The following is a 15,042-nucleotide window of genomic DNA, read 5'->3' on the forward strand; positions in this document are numbered from 1 at the left end:
TCCTGTCTGGTTGGTGACGGGTGGTCAGGTGGTGGGGTTGACGGCGGCGGCATATGCCTCTTGCCGGCTGCGGTGGGTACCGTGCTGGAGCCGGGTGCCGCTGATCGAGCCGCGGCACTGGTCGCCGGCGGCGGCGCGGCACTGCTGGTACGGGCAGGCGATGCCGAGCTCGGGAAATCGCGTGCTGGCCGGGCCCCGGGTGATCGCGGCGATCTCGGCGCGGCATCGGTCGGCGGGCCGGGCCGCGGCGAGCTGCGCGAGGCTCGGCCACTGGCCGTCGATCTCGCGGTTCGGTGCCGGGTCGGCGTGTCCGGCAACGACGGCACCGCGCGACGCGGCCAGGTGGGCGCGGTAGGCGGCCTCGTCGTCCGGGTCGACGGGCGGCAGCGGATCGGTGTGCCGCTCCAGCAGCGTCCGGCGCTTCGGCGCCCACGCGGCCATGACGGCGGCGGGGCTGATCGCCCAGAACCGGGCCTGGTCGTTGGCCTCGTAGTACTCGTTGACGGCGACTCCGGCCCGCCAGCCGACCGCCTCGTGCGAGGCCGGGACGTCGCGGAGCGCGGTGTTCCAGGACTCAATCGCCTGCATGGCGGCCTCGGTATCGCTCATGACGCGGGCCATGCGGGGGTCGAGGGTGGCGGCGTACGTCAGCAGGTTCACGATGGCGTCGCGGTGCATCAGTGGGCACCTTCCTGTCGTGCGTGTGCGGTGGCGAGGCGGTCGCGCTCGTCGAGCTCGGCGGCGGCCTGGGCGAGAACCTCGGCGGGTGTGAGGCGACGGGATGGCGGCTGCGACGGGCCAGCGCCGGGACGCGGCGCGGCTCGTTCGCGCTCCTCCATCGCCTTCAGCCGGAGAACGTCGTACTTCTCGCGCAGCTTCGGCATGCTCATGACGTTCGATCGCCAGAACGTGCTGTCCTGGCACCAGTCGATGGCGCGCAGGATTTGGTCGACGGTGCGGCCGTCCTCATCGATGAGCAGCCGGGCCTGGGTTCGCCACTTCGCGGTGATCGTCGGTCGCTTGCTGCCGTTGTCCGCGACGCGGTCGGCCAGGTGCTGGCACACCTGCTCGACGTCTGCGCGGGCGGGAGGTAGTTCTTTCTCTTCTTTGAGGGTTTCTTGAGGAGTAGGGGTCCGGGGTTCCCGGACCCTATTCACGTGGTTCCCGGACCCTTTCTCCGGCTTAGGGTCCGAGGTTTCCGGACCCTGTGGGGTCGATTGGGTCCGGGGTTCCCGGACCCTTTCGGACTCTTTGGGTCCGGAAACCCCGGACCCTTTCTCGGAGTTAGGGTCCGAAGTTTCCGGACCCTGCTCGGTACTCAGTTCCACGATTCGGTAGACGGCGCGGTTGCCTCGGCGGCCCGCAGAGACCGTCTCCAGGACACCCTTCGAGCGCAGGGCCTGGAGCACTTCGTATCGGCTCGATCGCGCGGGTAGCCGCATGCGGTGGGCGATCGCGGGGTCGTCCTCGACCCCGGGCCAGCACTTGCGTGTGTCGTCCCGCGCCGTCTCGGCGAGCACGCTCAACACGTGCCGCTCGCGCCACGTCAGCGCGTCGGGCGCGTGGTCCAGCACCTCGACGAACAGACGGATTCCCACTGGTGGTGCCTCTCGGGTTGTGCGGCGGGACGCGGTAACGACCCCTTCACTTCGTCTATGTCGTGGGAGGCTCGTTTTTCGCGCGTGAAAGCGAACTTTCTGAATCCGTGGCCGGCGGGTCGGGTCGCCGCCGGCCACGGGGTCTAGTCGGTGACGGCGCCGACGGTCGAGCGCCAGGCGAGCGCGGAGCAGTCGAGGCGGCGGCGGGCACGGGTGACCGCGACGTACAGCAACCGGGCCTCCTCCCGGCGGAGGACAACCACGCCGTCGGCGTTCGGCTTGGGCGGTGCCCACTCGCCGATCAGGACGCGGTCCCACTCGCGCCCCTTGCTCTTGTGCGCGGTGCTGATGACCAGCTCGGCCGCAGACTCCTCGACCAACTGGTCGACAGCCGCGAGGATCCGGGCGGGCCCGTGCAGCGAGACCAGCTCGACCAGGACGCGCAGCGATCCGCCGTCCTCGGCCGCGTACTCGCGCAGCTCGGCCCACGATCCGAACCCGCACAGCTCCGGGTGGTCGGTCGGGCGGCCGGCCTGGAGATCTCGGGCGGCCCAGGCCAAGCGCTGGATGTCGAGGCCGCCGCCGACCAGCGCGGTGCGCCGGCCGCTGCCCACGGCGTCCATGACCGCCGCCATCGCGCCCGCGTTGCTGCGGGTCAGGATCGCGTCCGGGTCGGTGACCTCGCCGACGGTGGAATCGGTGCCCTCGTGACCGCGCAGCCGGAGCGGGCCACCCACCCAGTGCAGCCACTGGTTCGCCTGCTCGGCGATGCTCGGCCCGAACCGGAACGACTGGCTGAGCAACCGTTCCTCGGCGCCAGCGGCGACGAACTTGCCGAGCGCGTCGTTCGCCCCGCGCCAGGCGTAGATCTGCTGTGCGGAGTCGCCGACCACAACCCGCTGAGCGTGGTCCTGGCGCTGGATCACGTCGGCGAGAACGTCGTTCGTGTCCTGCCCCTCGTCCAGCAGGATGCAGTCGGCGGCGATGCGCGGCTCCGACAACGCCCACATCTTCAGGTAGTGATCGTGCTCCATCCTGACCGCGCCGTCGTCGCGGCAGAGGTCGTCCCAGATGGCGCGGGCAACCGGCAACACCAGAGCGGCGACAGCCTCACGGACCGGTGCCGACAACAGGTTGACGATGAACGGGATGTGCTGCTGGTCGAGTTCGGGGTCCGCCGAGTAGCACCAGGCCGTGATCGCGTCCAACGCCAGACGGGCGATGCGTTTGCCGGTGAACGGCACGGGAGCGCCCAGGTCGCCGTCCACCGTCGGCACGATCCCGGGCTGCAACCCGAGGAGGTGCTGGACGTCGAGATCCTGCGCGAGTTGGTGCGCGGTCTGGCGCGGGGCCTGAAGTCGGCGGCCGAACCTGGGGTCGAACGCCAGCGAATGCCCGGTCTTGCAGACAGCGTTCGGGGGGAACGCGCGGGCCATGTCCGCCGACGCGCTCTTGTTGTAGGCAATGGCCTGGATGCGGGTGCGCGGATCGGACCTGGCGATCAACTTCAACGTCGAGGTCTTGCCGCAGCCCGCGCCGGCCTGAACGACCATGTCGATGCCGTCGCCGTAGGTGTCGACCACCTCGGCCTGCTCGGCAGTGGGTTGCATCGGGTGTGTCTCCCGGTTGTAGGCGGGCGCGTGCTCGGCACACAGCACGCCGTGCTGGTAGCGGCGGACGCCGACGTCGGACCCGCACGGCCCGCCGGGCAGGCCGCGGGCACAGGTGCGGACGGCGGTCGCGGTGCTCACGCCGCCGCCCTGGTGTGCCAACGGCAGGCCCGCCCGAGGCAGCCCTGGCACGCCGCCGGGACGGCGCCGGTCGCGGTCCGGGCGCGCTGCACGGTGCGCTTCGCCACGTGCAGCAACTCGGCGATCGGCCCGGCCGCCAAGCCGCGGGCGGTCAACCGGCGCACCGCCTCATACCGTTCGGCGGGCGTCATGTCCGGCAGAGGATCCCCGTCGACAGCCCGCAGGACGTATGCCTCCTCGACGTCGGTGGTCGGCCGCCGGGCCGGCCCGAGCTGGGCCCGCACGCGCCGGCGGTAGTCCCGAACGCGCTCGTTGTGGCAGGTGCGGCAGCGACGGCAGCGGCCGTCGGGGCGGCTGCGGTCAATGACGAACGCATCGATCAGCAGGGTGCGCTTGCACCGCGAACAGGTCTTCACTTGTCCGTCCCCCAGTCGTAGACGTACGACAGGTCCAGGCACGGCTGGCGCATGCAGCGGTCGGGCGAGGACGGCTCGTCCGGGTGGGCCTGGCGGTGCAGGCCGATGTACGCGACCCGCAGCGGCGAGTCATCGGCCGGGCAGTCCTCGGGGGTGTGCAGCCCCTGTTCGTCCAGGTCGATGTCGACGGTGATCGTGTGGGTGCTCACGTCGCCTCTCCCTCGGTCGGCCAGTACGGGATCGGGTGGTCGGGGAACACGTCGGCGAGCAGCCGGCACGTCGGGCACGGTTGGCCGTCGTAGCGGCCCGGGTCGGGCGTGGGCGAGCACAGCCAGCAGCGATCGAGCGCCGGGTCGACCAGGTGCAGCGGCAGCGGGACGACCGGCACAGGCGGCCGGGGTGCGGCCGGGGCGGCGAGCGTCGACCGGGACAGCCGGCGCAGGACCACATCGGCCAGCCAGCCGGCGGCCAGGCCAGCAACGATGGCGCCGAGGATGACGGGGATCAGCGCCACGGGTGCACCACCCGGCAGGTCCAGCAGCGCCAGCCGCCGCGAGTGTGCGTGCCCAGGCGGCGGGTGCCCCGGCAGGTCGGGCAATCCTGGGCGGTCTCGGCGGGCGGGGCGGCGATCCGGTGCGCGCCGCCGTCGGCGGTGGTGGGAGCCAGGCGGGCCGGGGCGCGAACGCCCCGCCCCGCCACCACCACGGTCGCCGTCACGCCGCCTGCGACGTCGCCGCCGCAGCGTCCGCGTACCGGCCCAGCTCGGCCGCGCGCCCGTCGGCCGGCATCTGCTGCACCAGGTTCAGCGCGTCGAGTACGCGGCCGGCTTCCGGCACGGTCAGGTCCTTCATCGTGAGGACCGGCCGGCCGACGATGCCCGAGACGATCGCCAACCGCCGGGCGCGCTCGCTGCTCTGCACGCCCACGGCGTTCATCACGGTGGCGATGGCCCGGGTCTGGCCGGCGCTCGCGCGCTGCGGCTCGCGCTGGTTCCACTCGCCCGGCGGCGGCACCTGGTTGGCGGGCGTCGCCTCCTGCACCGGCTGCGGCCGGGTGCCAGCGAGGTCGCCCAGGCGGCCGTCGATCATTCGGTGCAGCGGGATCGTGCTGCCGTCGCGAGTCGGCACCTCGCGATCGAGCAGGCCCTGATCGGTCGCCGTCTGCCGGCATGTCGCCAGCGCCACATGGTTGTTCCAGCCCACACGGATCGCGTCGAGCAGGGTCGCCAGGGGATCGCGGGCCGGGACGTCGTCCGGCGGCGGCTCCTCCTCGGCGGCCTCGGCGGTCGCGTTCGCCTGGTCGAGCTGTGCGGCGGCAACGTCGAGGGTGCGCACCCGGGCGGCGAGCATCGCACCGAACGGCACCGGACCCGCCTTGCTGTCGACCATCGCATCGGCCAGGCCCGCGCGACCGGCCGCCCCGAGCAGGGTGGTGAGCGCGTCGCGGGTGGTCCACGCCAGCTGGGCCTCGGCAACCAGCTCGGCCAGGCGGTCGGCATCCTGGGCGGGGTGCTGCACCCGTTCCGGTTGTCGTGTGTTCTCGGCCTCGGCTTGTGCCGGCGCGCCGTCAGGGTCGGTGTCGTCCGCGACCTGCGGGTCGTCCGGCTGCGCGACCGGCTCGGTCTCGTCGCGGTACGCCAGCGAGAGGCCGACGACCGGATCCAGGGATCCGTCGTTGTACAGGCTGAGCCCGAACTGGTCGCCGAGGTTCGCGGCGCACCGCTTCAGCGCCACGCTGATCGCCGACTTGTACGCCAGGTCGTGCGCGCCGGCCGCGCTCGGCTGGTTCTTACCGGCGCCCGTCGCGCCGTCCTCCCAGTGGCCAACCTCGACCCCGTGCCGGTCGCGGATGGTCAGCCGGCCGGTCGCCCGGTAGATCGCCGTCCACTTCCCGCCCTGGTTCACCTCGCTGACCAGTTCGGTCGACTTGATCTCGAACGACCAGCCGGTGAACCCGAAGATCCGGGTAAGCGTTCGACGGACGTCCCACGCGGCGAGGTGGGCCTGGCCCTGCTTGTAGAGGACGCGGTTCCTTGGAATGGGCGTGAACAACTGCCTGATCTGTGCGTCGGTCAGCACGGGTCCTCCTTGGCGGTGGCCTGGGTGCGGGTGGTGCGGACGTGGTGTGCGGCCTGCTCGGCGTCGAGGACCAGGCCGACGGTCGGGCACGGCCACGGCACGGTGACGGCGGGCCGCGAGCAGTGCCGGCAGAACCGGACACCGAACGCCTCGTCCCACTCGTGCAGCCCGACGACGGCGGCGACCTGTGCAGCGAGCCGGTCGACCTCGGCCAGCACCTCGATGCGGGCGTTGTGGTGCCCGACGGCCTGGACGAACAGGCCGTGCTCGACGGCGTCGTGGAAGACACCGAAAACGTGGCGGTCGCGCTCGGTGAACTTCATCTCGCGGATGACCGCGAGGCGGCTGGCGGACATGGTCATCGGGTGTCTCCCGGGATGTTGTCGGTGGTGTGCCAGCGGTCGCCGTCGTGCCAGGCCAGGAGCCACACCGCCGGGTCGCGGCCGGCGGCCTGGTCCTCGGCGCGGGCGATCTCGACGGACTGGATCGCGTAGTGCCGCTCGGCGTGGGCGGGCGATCCGTGCCGGGTCGGCCGGGCGATCGAGCCGGTGATCCGGCCGTCGGCGGCGACGTCGGCACGGTGCACCAGACCCCACGCGTAGGCGGTGCGGGGGGCCGCCGCCCCCGTGGTGGGGGCGGCGGTGGTGGGCGCGGTCACCGGCGGGCCGGCCGCAGGTCGGCGAGCGCCCGCCCGACGGCGGCACACCAGGCGGAGCACCAGTCGCGCGGCGGCTCGGACGACGCGGGCACGTCGGTGCGGTGCCAGCCCTCGGCGGGCGCGGCGCCCTCGGCGGGCCGGCCGCAGCCGTCGACCGTGCAGCGGTCGACCACCGGCGCACCGGCCGGCTTGCGGGCCTTCCCGCCCGTGCCCGCGTTCCACACGTGCGCGGCCTTGGCGGCCATCAGCGACCACCCGCCGCGCGGCCGATCGCCGCCGCCAAGTCGGCCGCCCACTCGCTGATCGCACGGTCCGCGGCGAGCAGCCCCGCCGTGAGGTCGGCACCGACCCACCGGCCCGTCGCGAACTCGCCGGGCCCGATCAGGTACAGGCCAGCCAGGTTGCTGCCGAGCCAGACGCTGCCCTCGTCGAACCCCTCGGCGATCCAGGTCACCCCGGCAACGGTGCGCTTCCACCGCGCGTCGCCGGTCTCGGCCCACGCGGGATGCGGCTGCGGCTCGTCGTCCTCGGCCGGGTCGGTCGGGTCCGGCTGCGGGTCGCCCACGCACTGGCCGCACACCCGAGTGCCGGGCACGACCGGCGCGCAGGCCGGCGCGCAGGCGAACGCCTGGCCGCCGCCGTCGATCCGCCCCACGGGCGTGCTCACGCGCGGCTCGACGCCGCACAGGACACACGCGACGCCGTCCAGCTGGGCCCGGGTCAGGCCGTCCGCCGCGAACAGGCGGGCCACCGGCCGCCGATCGACGCCGTTCAGGACACCGACGCCGGTGATGGTGACCGGCGTCGGCCCGGCGCCCGGCTCGATCCGCCCGCTGCCGGTCAGGTCGATGCGCCCCCGGTAGACGATGCGGCCGTCGCAGCGGTGCGGCGTCGCCAGCACGGTGGCGTCGAGCGCGCCCGCCCACGCCCCCAGGTCGGCGGCGACGTCGGCGTCCGGGCCGGCGGTGCGGGTGCCGACCACGTGCCCGGCCGGGTCCACCGACCACGTCAGCCGCGGCAGGTCGGCGCGCTGGCAGACCAGGGACTGCATGATGCTGGCGGCGCGCACCTGCGCCAGGTCGTCGGGGCGGGTCTCGATACTGTGGTTCACGTTCGTGCCACCTGTCTGTGAGTGGTGAGTGGTGCGGGCAGGGGCCGTGCCGCTGGCGAGACCGGGTCGTATCCGGTCGTCGGCGGCCGGCCCTACCCATGTGGGTGGTTGGCTCAGGCCGCTCGACCGCGGCGGGCGCGGTGCGTCCGGCGCTCGATGCAGGCGGCCAGTCCGGCCTCGGTGACGCGGACTCGGGACCGCGTGGCCGTGCCGACATCCACGACGTCGCCCAGGTCGCCGCGGGCGATGAGGTCGTACACGGACGTCCGGGAGATGCCGAGACGGTCGGCAACCACGGGGATGCTGAGCAGCCCGGCGGCCCGTGCCGCCGTCATGCCGCGCTCCCGTTGTCGGTCAGGGCCTCGACGGGGATGCCCTGGGTGATCGCGGCGAGCGGAACCTGGAGGGTGGCCGCCAGCGCGGTGGCGATCTCCGGGCGGCACTGGTCGCGCCGGCCGGACTCGATGTTGGACAGGTAGCTGTGCGAGATGCCGACCGCAGCGGCGAGGCGGGTGAGGCCCCAGCCGCTGCGGGTGCGGATGGCGCACAGGGCAGCGCCGTTGACCGGGAGACCGGTCCTGTGGAGGTTCGGCATGCCCTGATCGTAGGAACATTCCGGAACGTTCGTCAAGAACATTCGGAACGTTCATCGCCGTGTGGCACGTGTCGCGGAATCGGCCGAATCTGTGCCTGTCAATGAGGAACATGCAGCCCCATGATGGGCATCGTTCCTGTACGTTCCGGAACGGAGGAGAGAGGAGGAGCTATGTCGACACGCGACTGGAAGCATCTCGGGCGCGAACTCCAGGCCGCCCGGATCGCTGCCGGGTTCAACACCTTGGAAGATCTCGCGCGCGCCGTGAACCTATCGAGCCGGATCCTCGGCGACATCGAGGCGGGGCGTAGGGAGAGCTACCGGCCGAGCACTCTGCATCGAGTGGAGCGGGCAGTGGGGTGGACTACTGGCTCGTACGAAAGCGTTCTCGCAGGTGGTAGTCCCAGGCTGGCCGAGGACGGCCCGGGTGAGCAGGGATCGCGGCCCACTGACGCCACGCCAGTTGGCTACGGGATCGACCCGGACGTCCTGGTCGAGCTGGCCACGGCTACGCCAGAGCAGATCCAGAGGGTCAAGGATTTCCTACTCGGGATCAAGTACGGCGACCCGGGTCGCCGAAGAGCGTAACGATCTAGCTACATGCGGTTATAGTTTCGAACGTTCCTGAATGTTTCCCTGATCTGCGTTATCTTGACGGTTCGGCCGACCGGAGCGTGGGAGTCCGCTCTGTACGGCGCGGCGCTGTGGGATGCGCGAGGGGGAATGACCTTGTCCGGCCGGCCGTATTGCCCGTGGGTGGCCCTGAGTGAGCGACCAGATATTACGTACGGTGAAACCCCGCTGCCCGGTGGTATGGCGGGAATGTGGTTCCCCGATATCCGAGGAATCGCAACCGACTCCCGACTGACGCGCGTTGAGCGACGGTGTGCACTGGCCCACGAGCTGGTGCACGCCGAGTACGACCACGCACAGTGTGCAGGTGGGGGGCCGGGCACCGCGCGCATCGCCCGACGGCTGGAGCGGTGGACTACCACGCTCGCCGCAACCAGGCTCATCCCGCTCGGTTCTCTGATGAGCGTTCTCGCAGAACGCCTACCAGCGTTCGACGCTGCCGAACAGCTCGCGGTAACCGAACGAATGTTGCATGTGCGAATCAAATACCTGACCACCACCGAACGCCTGCGAATTCACCAGGCATTGGGCGGTGATGACCTCGACGTACTTCAGGTAGGAGGGTGACCGATGGGTCACATTCGAAAATTGCCATCAGGAAAATTTCAGGGCATCGTCATCGGGCCGGACGGAAAGCAGATCCCCGAGACGTTCCCACTGAAGTCTCAGGCCAAAGCCTGGGTTCAGGAGCAGGAGGTAAAGCTTGCGCGCGGCGCGTGGCGCGATCCACGCGCGGGCAAGCAGAAGGTGAAAGTGTGGCACGAGCGGTGGGAGGCGGCCCGCGTCGTCGAGCCTCATACTCTCCGGGGCGATCAGTCGTGCATCCGGACCCACGTGCTGCCGCACTGGGAAACGTGGTCTCTCGCGTCGATCACCAGGCTTGACGTGCAGGCGTGGATCCGGCGGCTCGTCGCGGCTGGCGTCGGCACCAGCGCGATCCACCGCGCCTACAACTTGTTCTCGTCGATGATGAAGGCGGCCTTGTATGACGAAGTGATCGCCGTGTCCCCATGCCGGGGTATCGACCTGCCTCCGATTGCGGAGAAGCCGCCGCAATGGTTCACCCGCGACGAGGCGTATGCGGTTCTGGGCGAACTTGTCGAACCCTGGCGCACGATGTGCCTGACCGGCATCTACACCGGGCTGCGATGGGGTGAGCTGTCCGGCCTGCACGGTCACCGAATCGACTGGTTGCGGAGCAGGCTGTTCGTGGTCGAGGTCAACACGAAGTCGGGAATCAAGCAGTACCCGAAGTCTGCCGCTTCTCGGCGTGAAGTGCCGCTGACGGCCGAGGTAATCGAGTCTCTGTCGCGCCACATGCACGGCAGAGACCGCGATGGCGTGGTGTTCACCACCGTGACACCCGGCCGGTCCGGCCGACTGCTCAGTGATGGCAACTGGCGCAGGCAAACGTGGTGGCCGTCAGTCAAGCGCGCCACCTACAAGACCGACGACAAGGTGCTGCCCGTGCGGCACTATCCGCCGCACGTGATGCGGCATACATGCGCAAGTTGGCTCGTGCAGGAGGGCGTCAGCCTGTACGTCGTCCAGCACCTGCTCGGCCACGAGAGCCACACGACGACTCAGCGGTACGCACACCTGGCGCCGGACGCCCACCAGGCCGTCACCGATGCGTGGGCGCGCATTGCACCACCATTGCACGGCACTGCCGCCAGTAGCGCGATTGCCTAGCTGACCAGTGTGTTTTCGATTCCGACCTCTTCCCGAACACGCACCACATCGAGTCGGTCGCCATCCTGGAACCGGCGCCTCGGGCAGCCAAGCGAGAGGGCGCACGCGGCCGCCGCTGACCGGAGGACGACGACGCCTCGGTGGCGCCGCCGATCGGGCCGCCCCGGCAGGGCCGGGGCGGCTTGATCGTTTGCCGGGGCGGGGCGGGATCGGCGCTTGAGCGGGTGGCCGTGTTTATGCGGCGTATGGATGCCTCGGTCTGCGTGTCGCATGTTGCATGTTGCGTACACCGCGTACGGCGTTGCGGGTGGCGGGGTGGCGGGGTGGCGGGGTGGCGGGGTGCTGGGAAGCGTGCTCGGTTGGTGGGAGCCACGTGTAACCGTGCGTTGCCGGAGTCCGCGCTGCGCATCCGTCCTTGCGCACCCGCCCTCCGCCCGGCTCCGGCCCGCGCACTGGCACTCCGCCGGGCTCCGGCCCGCGCACTGGCACTCCGCCGGGCTCCGGCCCGCGCACTGGCACTCCGCCGGGCTCCGGCCCGCGCACTGGCACTCCGCCCGGCCCTGGCCCGCGTGCCCGCACCCGCACCCGCACCCGCACCCGCACCCGTGCCCGTGCCCGTGCCCGCACCCGTGCCCGTGCCCGTGGCCGTGCCGCACTTGTATCCGCGCTCGTGGTCGCGCGCGATGCGGCCCATCGTGGCGTTGTTGGTCGCGCCGCAACCCTGGTTCGCACCCGCGCCCTCGCAGGGGGCGGCGGGCTCGTCCACCCCTACGGCCGCACCGGGTCCGCATCGACCTCCACACGCCCCAGTCCCTTGCCGCGGCCCCGAACCGCCGTGCCCGCGCCCGCGTCGGCGTTTGCGCCCGGGTCCACGTCCGCGCTCGTGTCTGCGCCCCCACCCGCGCCTGTGTCTGCGTCCTCACCCCGCCCGCGTCCCCATTTCCGTTTGCTTCCGGGGTTGCGGCTGTGTTTCGGGTCTGTGCCCGGCTCGGCCTTTGTCCGTGTCGTCTTCAGGGGCGCTCCTCGGGGGGTTCTTCCGAGGTCGACCAGGCTTGGGCCGGGTGGGTGGCGTAGCGGTTGCTCCGGCGGGGGCGGGCCGGGGTGGTGGGGGTGCCGCCCGTGGTGGGGGCGGTCACCCACGTGGGTGATGTGGGCGTGGTGGGCGTGCCGTCGTGGGTGGTGCCGCCGAGGACGGTCGTGACGGGGTCGGCGGTGTGTGCGGCGTCGTGTGTGGCCGCCGGGTGGTCGCCGGCGCCGCCGCGCAGGCCGGGGGCGATCCGGATGCCGGTCACCGGGGCGATCGGGGGCGACGGCGGTGGGGCGGCCTGACGCAGACGCGGGCCGATGCCGGCCGGCTGTACCGGGCGGGGATCGCGGGGGAGCGGGGTTCCGACGACGGCTGGTGTCAGCGGGGTGGGCATCGCGGCTTGTGGTGGGCAGGTGATCGGCGGTGGTCCCGGCGCCGGCGGGGTGGTCGGTGGCGGTGGTGGCGTGGTGGCGGCGATGCACGTGGCCAGTGGGGCGGTGGGCGGTGGTGGTTGCGCCGGGGGCGCGGGCGGAGGCGCCGCGGGTGTGTCGGGCGTCGGTGGCGCGCAGGGGGTGGTCGGATCGACGGGTGTCGGCGGGGGAGTCGGATCCGCGACGGCCGCCTCCGTTGCGGTCGGAGCCGAGGCGGCGATGTCCGGGTCGCCGCTCGGGGGAGCGGTCGTGGCGCATGGTCGGCTAGGAGGCGGTGCGTCGGCCGGGGTGGTGGTGGGGAGCGTGGTGGTCGGTCGGCTCGGCGCGGTGTCGGCGGGAGTGCACGGCAGGAGGGGCAGGCGCTCGCCCAAGTCGCGGTAGGTGCCCTCCAGTTGCGCGATGGCGACCTCGGCGGCCTTCGGGTCGGTGGCGCTCTTCTGGGCCCGGGCAAGGGCATGTGCCGCCTCGGTGAGGTGTTCGTGCAGCGCGGTGCCCTGGCCGGCGAGCCGATCCGCGCTGTCGGCCAGTGCGTGGCAGCGGGCGGTGAAGCGTTCGGCGCCGCCGCCGGACCACACCCGCGTGCCGAGGCGGGCGGTCTCGGCCAACTCGTCCCGCAGTTCGGTCAACCGCGCGGCGGCCAGGCGCCACCCGTCGGCCGCCGCGCCGACCAGACCGGGGCGGGCGGCGTGGATCGCCGCGAACGGATCCGTGTTGTCACCGGCGCTCACCGTGCCGCCACCGCGCGCAGCAGGGTGCCGACCTCGGTCTCGGTGTCGGCGAACCGGTCGGCGGTACGGCCGAGCTCGACCCGCGTCGTGGCCAACTCGGCGCGGATCTCGGTCAACAGGTCGACCATCCGCGCGGCGGCGCGGCGATGCCGGTCGGCCAACTCGGCGGCGCCGGGGAACCGTCCCAGCGCCTCCGTGTCGAGCGCGGTGTGGTCGGTGACCCGGCCGGGCTCGGCGGCGCAGCCCGGTGCCAGGTAATCGGCTCCGATGTTGTGCAGGCGTCGTACCAACCCGTGCAGTTCGGCCGTGTCGACCGCGTAGCCGCTCGCGCCGCCGCAGTCGGTGCGGGACATGCCACCACCCCCTTGATCTGTGCTGGATCGCCGATCGCCCTCGGGGATCGCAGCCGGCGCGAACTCGACGCTCGCCCGAGGCCGATCGCGACACCCCTTCGGGAAACGACGAGGTTGGCACAGTGGTCACCCTGCGTGCAGAAGCCCTGTGGACAACTCCGGAATACATCACTCCGACGAGTGAAACCCCGCCGAAATACGCTCGGTTGTCCACAGATTGTTCGATGGCGAGCGATCCGTCCGCTCCCCGGGCGCAACCTGGAGTCGTCGGAACACACCGGCCGAACTCCGGACGAGCCGGACGGGCACCGCACGAGGGAGCGATCACCATGCACACCATCGAGACCTTCGCCGAGTTGGACGACGAGCTGGCCACGGTCGATTCCACGCCACGCGCGCTGACCGCGGTCGCGCTCGCCCTGCACACCGTGCAGGAAGTGGTACACGCCTGGAGCGGCAAGCCGGACCGCGGCGGCTGCCTGTGTCGGGTCGCCGACGAACTGGGCGACGCGCGGGAGATCGTCGCCCGGGTCGTGGGCTCGGCCGCCGACACGGTCGTCCCGCTGCCCGGAGGCGACCCGGCCGGCGTGCCGATCGCGGGCGCCGCCCGGGTGCTGGGTCGGGCGGCCAAGGTGCTCACCCTGCTGGCCCGACAGGGCGTGGCGGGCAGTCCCTGCGCGGACTGGGCGCGGTTGGCGCCCGCCGAGCGCCGGGCCTGCGCGGCGGCCTGGGCGATCGTCTTCCGCAACCTGATCAGGCTGCGTGCGGCCGAGGAGAGCGCCGCCTGGTCGGGTCAACCGCACCGGCACGCCCCGGCGATTCCCCAGCGGCGACGGCGCGGCTCGGCGCGCGTGGTGCCCTTTCCCGCGCGGCTCGCATGATCGGGTCCGGGGTGCTTCGCGCCCTCGCCTCGCACGCGTCCCGCGCTCTCGGGAGAGGATGGGCGCATGGATCTTCGTATCTTCACCGAGCCCCAGCAGGGCGCGACCTACGACACACTCCTGACCGTGGCCAAGGCCACCGAAGACCTCGGCTTCGGAGCCTTCTTCCGCTCGGACCACTACCTGCACATGAGCGGCGACGGCCTACCGGGTCCCACCGACGCGTGGATCACCCTGGCCGGACTGGCCCGCGAGACCAAGCGCATCCGTCTGGGCACACTGATGACGGCGGCGACCTTCCGACTGCCGGGCGTGCTGGCCATCCAGGTCGCGCAGGTCGACGCGATGTCCGGCGGCCGGGTCGAACTGGGCATCGGCGCAGGCTGGTTCGAGGAGGAGCACACCGCCTACGGCATACCGTTCCCGCGCGAGAAGTTCGGCCGCCTCGAAGAGCAGCTGGAGATCGTCACCGGGCTCTGGGACACCCCGGTCGGCGCCGACTTCCGCTACGAGGGGCGCTACTACTCGTTGGCCGACTCGCCCGCGCTGCCCAAGCCCGCGCAGCGTCCGCATCCGCCGATCCTGGTCGGCGGCCTCGGCGCCAAGCGCACGCCCGCGCTGGCGGCCCGCTTCGCCGACGAGTTCAACATCCCCTTCGCGTCGGTGGAAACCAGCGCGCAGCAGTTCGGCCGGGTCCGCGAGGCCCTGGTCGAGCACGGCCGCAAGGCCGAGGACCTGGTCTTGTCCAACGCCCTCGTGGCCTGCGTGGGCCGGGACGACGCCGAGGTGTCCCGGCGCGCCGCGACGATCGGCCGCGAGCCCGCCGAACTCAAGGAGAACGGTCTCGCGGGCTCGCCCGCCGAAGTGGTGGACCGGATCGGCCGCTTCGCCGAGGTCGGCTCGACCCGGATCTACTTCCAGATCCTGGACCTGCACGACCTCGACCACCTGGAACTGATCGCCTCGGAGGTGATGCCCCAACTCGGCTGAGCCGAGGGCCCGACGGCCCGGGGGACGGGAAAGGGCCCTGTCGCAGCCCGTGCGCTGCGACAGAGCCCCCTTCTCACCCCACCGCCCGGGTGTCGCAGGC

21 protein-coding genes are annotated in these 15,042 nt (G+C 72.0%); 5 read left to right on the forward strand and 16 right to left on the reverse strand.

Annotation, left to right across the window (positions count from 1 at the left end; all coding sequences use genetic code 11):
* Positions 1 to 24 precede the first annotated feature (24 nt).
* The 14 genes from ACFXKZ_RS04285 to ACFXKZ_RS04350 all read right to left on the reverse strand — a co-directional run bounded on the left by ACFXKZ_RS04285 (position 25) and on the right by ACFXKZ_RS04350 (position 8,207).
* The gene (locus tag ACFXKZ_RS04285) at positions 25 to 678 is read right to left on the reverse strand and encodes a hypothetical protein (RefSeq protein ID WP_379996199.1); all 654 of its coding nucleotides are present in this window, start codon (positions 676 to 678) and stop codon (positions 25 to 27) included.
* Positions 678 to 1,598: a hypothetical protein gene (locus ACFXKZ_RS04290; RefSeq protein ID WP_379996201.1), complete on the reverse strand. Its 921-nt coding sequence runs from the start codon at positions 1,596 to 1,598 to the stop codon at positions 678 to 680. The genes ACFXKZ_RS04285 and ACFXKZ_RS04290 overlap by 1 nt, the downstream gene beginning before the upstream one ends.
* 143 nt (positions 1,599 to 1,741) lie before the next feature.
* Entirely contained in the window at positions 1,742 to 3,349 is a 1,608-nt protein-coding gene (locus ACFXKZ_RS04295; RefSeq protein WP_379996203.1) for a UvrD-helicase domain-containing protein, read from the reverse strand.
* Positions 3,346 to 3,765, reverse strand: coding sequence for a hypothetical protein (locus ACFXKZ_RS04300; RefSeq protein WP_379996205.1), 420 nt, complete (start codon positions 3,763 to 3,765; stop codon positions 3,346 to 3,348). The genes ACFXKZ_RS04295 and ACFXKZ_RS04300 overlap by 4 nt, the downstream gene beginning before the upstream one ends.
* Complete coding sequence (locus ACFXKZ_RS04305; protein WP_379996207.1) at positions 3,762 to 3,974, reverse strand: hypothetical protein; 213 nt, start codon at positions 3,972 to 3,974, stop codon at positions 3,762 to 3,764. Before ACFXKZ_RS04305 ends, ACFXKZ_RS04300 begins: the two co-directional genes overlap by 4 nt.
* Complete coding sequence (locus tag ACFXKZ_RS04310; protein WP_379996210.1) at positions 3,971 to 4,279, reverse strand: hypothetical protein; 309 nt, start codon at positions 4,277 to 4,279, stop codon at positions 3,971 to 3,973. Before ACFXKZ_RS04310 ends, ACFXKZ_RS04305 begins: the two co-directional genes overlap by 4 nt.
* Positions 4,270 to 4,482: a hypothetical protein gene (locus ACFXKZ_RS04315; protein ID WP_379996212.1), complete on the reverse strand. Its 213-nt coding sequence runs from the start codon at positions 4,480 to 4,482 to the stop codon at positions 4,270 to 4,272. The genes ACFXKZ_RS04310 and ACFXKZ_RS04315 overlap by 10 nt, the downstream gene beginning before the upstream one ends.
* Positions 4,479 to 5,843, reverse strand: coding sequence for a Rad52/Rad22 family DNA repair protein (locus tag ACFXKZ_RS04320; RefSeq protein ID WP_379996214.1), 1,365 nt, complete (start codon positions 5,841 to 5,843; stop codon positions 4,479 to 4,481). Before ACFXKZ_RS04320 ends, ACFXKZ_RS04315 begins: the two co-directional genes overlap by 4 nt.
* Entirely contained in the window at positions 5,837 to 6,205 is a 369-nt protein-coding gene (locus ACFXKZ_RS04325; RefSeq protein ID WP_379996216.1) for a hypothetical protein, read from the reverse strand. The genes ACFXKZ_RS04320 and ACFXKZ_RS04325 overlap by 7 nt, the downstream gene beginning before the upstream one ends.
* Positions 6,202 to 6,501, reverse strand: coding sequence for a hypothetical protein (locus ACFXKZ_RS04330; RefSeq protein WP_379996218.1), 300 nt, complete (start codon positions 6,499 to 6,501; stop codon positions 6,202 to 6,204). Before ACFXKZ_RS04330 ends, ACFXKZ_RS04325 begins: the two co-directional genes overlap by 4 nt.
* Positions 6,498 to 6,746, reverse strand: coding sequence for a hypothetical protein (locus tag ACFXKZ_RS04335; RefSeq protein ID WP_379996220.1), 249 nt, complete (start codon positions 6,744 to 6,746; stop codon positions 6,498 to 6,500). Before ACFXKZ_RS04335 ends, ACFXKZ_RS04330 begins: the two co-directional genes overlap by 4 nt.
* Positions 6,746 to 7,612: a hypothetical protein gene (locus tag ACFXKZ_RS04340; RefSeq protein WP_379996222.1), complete on the reverse strand. Its 867-nt coding sequence runs from the start codon at positions 7,610 to 7,612 to the stop codon at positions 6,746 to 6,748. Before ACFXKZ_RS04340 ends, ACFXKZ_RS04335 begins: the two co-directional genes overlap by 1 nt.
* Positions 7,613 to 7,725: 113 nt before the next feature.
* Entirely contained in the window at positions 7,726 to 7,947 is a 222-nt protein-coding gene (locus ACFXKZ_RS04345) for a helix-turn-helix transcriptional regulator (protein ID WP_379996224.1), read from the reverse strand.
* Positions 7,944 to 8,207, reverse strand: a complete 264-nt coding sequence (locus ACFXKZ_RS04350; RefSeq protein ID WP_379996226.1) for a helix-turn-helix domain-containing protein — start codon at positions 8,205 to 8,207, stop codon at positions 7,944 to 7,946. The genes ACFXKZ_RS04345 and ACFXKZ_RS04350 overlap by 4 nt, the downstream gene beginning before the upstream one ends.
* A gap of 171 nt (positions 8,208 to 8,378) precedes the next feature.
* On the opposite strand from ACFXKZ_RS04350, the gene ACFXKZ_RS04355 reads away from it, so the two are divergent.
* The 3 genes from ACFXKZ_RS04355 (at position 8,379) to ACFXKZ_RS04365 (ending at position 10,532) form a co-directional block, all read left to right on the forward strand.
* On the forward strand, positions 8,379 to 8,795 hold the full coding sequence (locus tag ACFXKZ_RS04355; RefSeq protein WP_379996228.1) for a helix-turn-helix domain-containing protein: 417 nt from the start codon (positions 8,379 to 8,381) through the stop codon (positions 8,793 to 8,795).
* Positions 8,796 to 8,963: 168 nt separating this feature from the next.
* Positions 8,964 to 9,407, forward strand: coding sequence for a hypothetical protein (locus ACFXKZ_RS04360; protein WP_379996231.1), 444 nt, complete (start codon positions 8,964 to 8,966; stop codon positions 9,405 to 9,407).
* Between the two features lie 3 nt (positions 9,408 to 9,410).
* Entirely contained in the window at positions 9,411 to 10,532 is a 1,122-nt protein-coding gene (locus ACFXKZ_RS04365; RefSeq protein ID WP_379996233.1) for a tyrosine-type recombinase/integrase, read from the forward strand.
* Between the two features lie 1,010 nt (positions 10,533 to 11,542).
* On the opposite strand, the gene ACFXKZ_RS04370 is transcribed toward ACFXKZ_RS04365, so the two are convergent.
* Together ACFXKZ_RS04370 and ACFXKZ_RS04375 are read right to left on the reverse strand one after the other, a co-directional pair.
* Complete coding sequence (locus ACFXKZ_RS04370) at positions 11,543 to 12,718, reverse strand: hypothetical protein (RefSeq protein ID WP_379996235.1); 1,176 nt, start codon at positions 12,716 to 12,718, stop codon at positions 11,543 to 11,545.
* Positions 12,715 to 13,071: a hypothetical protein gene (locus ACFXKZ_RS04375; RefSeq protein ID WP_379996238.1), complete on the reverse strand. Its 357-nt coding sequence runs from the start codon at positions 13,069 to 13,071 to the stop codon at positions 12,715 to 12,717. The genes ACFXKZ_RS04370 and ACFXKZ_RS04375 overlap by 4 nt, the downstream gene beginning before the upstream one ends.
* Positions 13,072 to 13,400: 329 nt before the next feature.
* Here ACFXKZ_RS04375 and ACFXKZ_RS04380 point away from each other — a divergent pair, with 329 nt between their 5' ends.
* A complete protein-coding gene (locus tag ACFXKZ_RS04380) occupies positions 13,401 to 13,952 on the forward strand; it encodes a hypothetical protein (RefSeq protein WP_379996240.1) in 552 nt (183 codons plus the stop codon).
* Between the two features lie 66 nt (positions 13,953 to 14,018).
* Positions 14,019 to 14,942, forward strand: a complete 924-nt coding sequence (locus ACFXKZ_RS04385) for an LLM class F420-dependent oxidoreductase (protein ID WP_379996242.1) — start codon at positions 14,019 to 14,021, stop codon at positions 14,940 to 14,942.
* The last annotated feature ends 100 nt before the right edge of the window (positions 14,943 to 15,042 follow it).

Origin of the sequence: Embleya sp. NPDC059237 (genome assembly GCF_042754105.1) — a bacterium.
Lineage (GTDB): Bacteria > Actinomycetota > Actinomycetes > Streptomycetales > Streptomycetaceae > Embleya.

Bases quoted from the DNA above. Each gene is read 5' to 3' on its own strand.
- ACFXKZ_RS04325 (WP_379996216.1), bottom strand. From the start codon at position 6,205: ATGACCATGTCCGCCAGCCGCCTCGCGGTCATCCGCGAGATGAAGTTC.
- ACFXKZ_RS04345 (WP_379996224.1), bottom strand. From the start codon at position 7,947: ATGACGGCGGCACGGGCCGCCGGGCTGCTCAGCATCCCCGTGGTTGCC.
- ACFXKZ_RS04285 (WP_379996199.1), bottom strand. From the start codon at position 678: ATGCACCGCGACGCCATCGTGAACCTGCTGACGTACGCCGCCACCCTC.
- ACFXKZ_RS04380 (WP_379996240.1), top strand. From the start codon at position 13,401: ATGCACACCATCGAGACCTTCGCCGAGTTGGACGACGAGCTGGCCACG.
- ACFXKZ_RS04375 (WP_379996238.1), bottom strand. From the start codon at position 13,071: ATGTCCCGCACCGACTGCGGCGGCGCGAGCGGCTACGCGGTCGACACG.
- ACFXKZ_RS04385 (WP_379996242.1), top strand. From the start codon at position 14,019: ATGGATCTTCGTATCTTCACCGAGCCCCAGCAGGGCGCGACCTACGAC.
- ACFXKZ_RS04355 (WP_379996228.1), top strand. From the start codon at position 8,379: ATGTCGACACGCGACTGGAAGCATCTCGGGCGCGAACTCCAGGCCGCC.
- ACFXKZ_RS04335 (WP_379996220.1), bottom strand. From the start codon at position 6,746: ATGGCCGCCAAGGCCGCGCACGTGTGGAACGCGGGCACGGGCGGGAAG.
- ACFXKZ_RS04350 (WP_379996226.1), bottom strand. From the start codon at position 8,207: ATGCCGAACCTCCACAGGACCGGTCTCCCGGTCAACGGCGCTGCCCTG.
- ACFXKZ_RS04365 (WP_379996233.1), top strand. From the start codon at position 9,411: ATGGGTCACATTCGAAAATTGCCATCAGGAAAATTTCAGGGCATCGTC.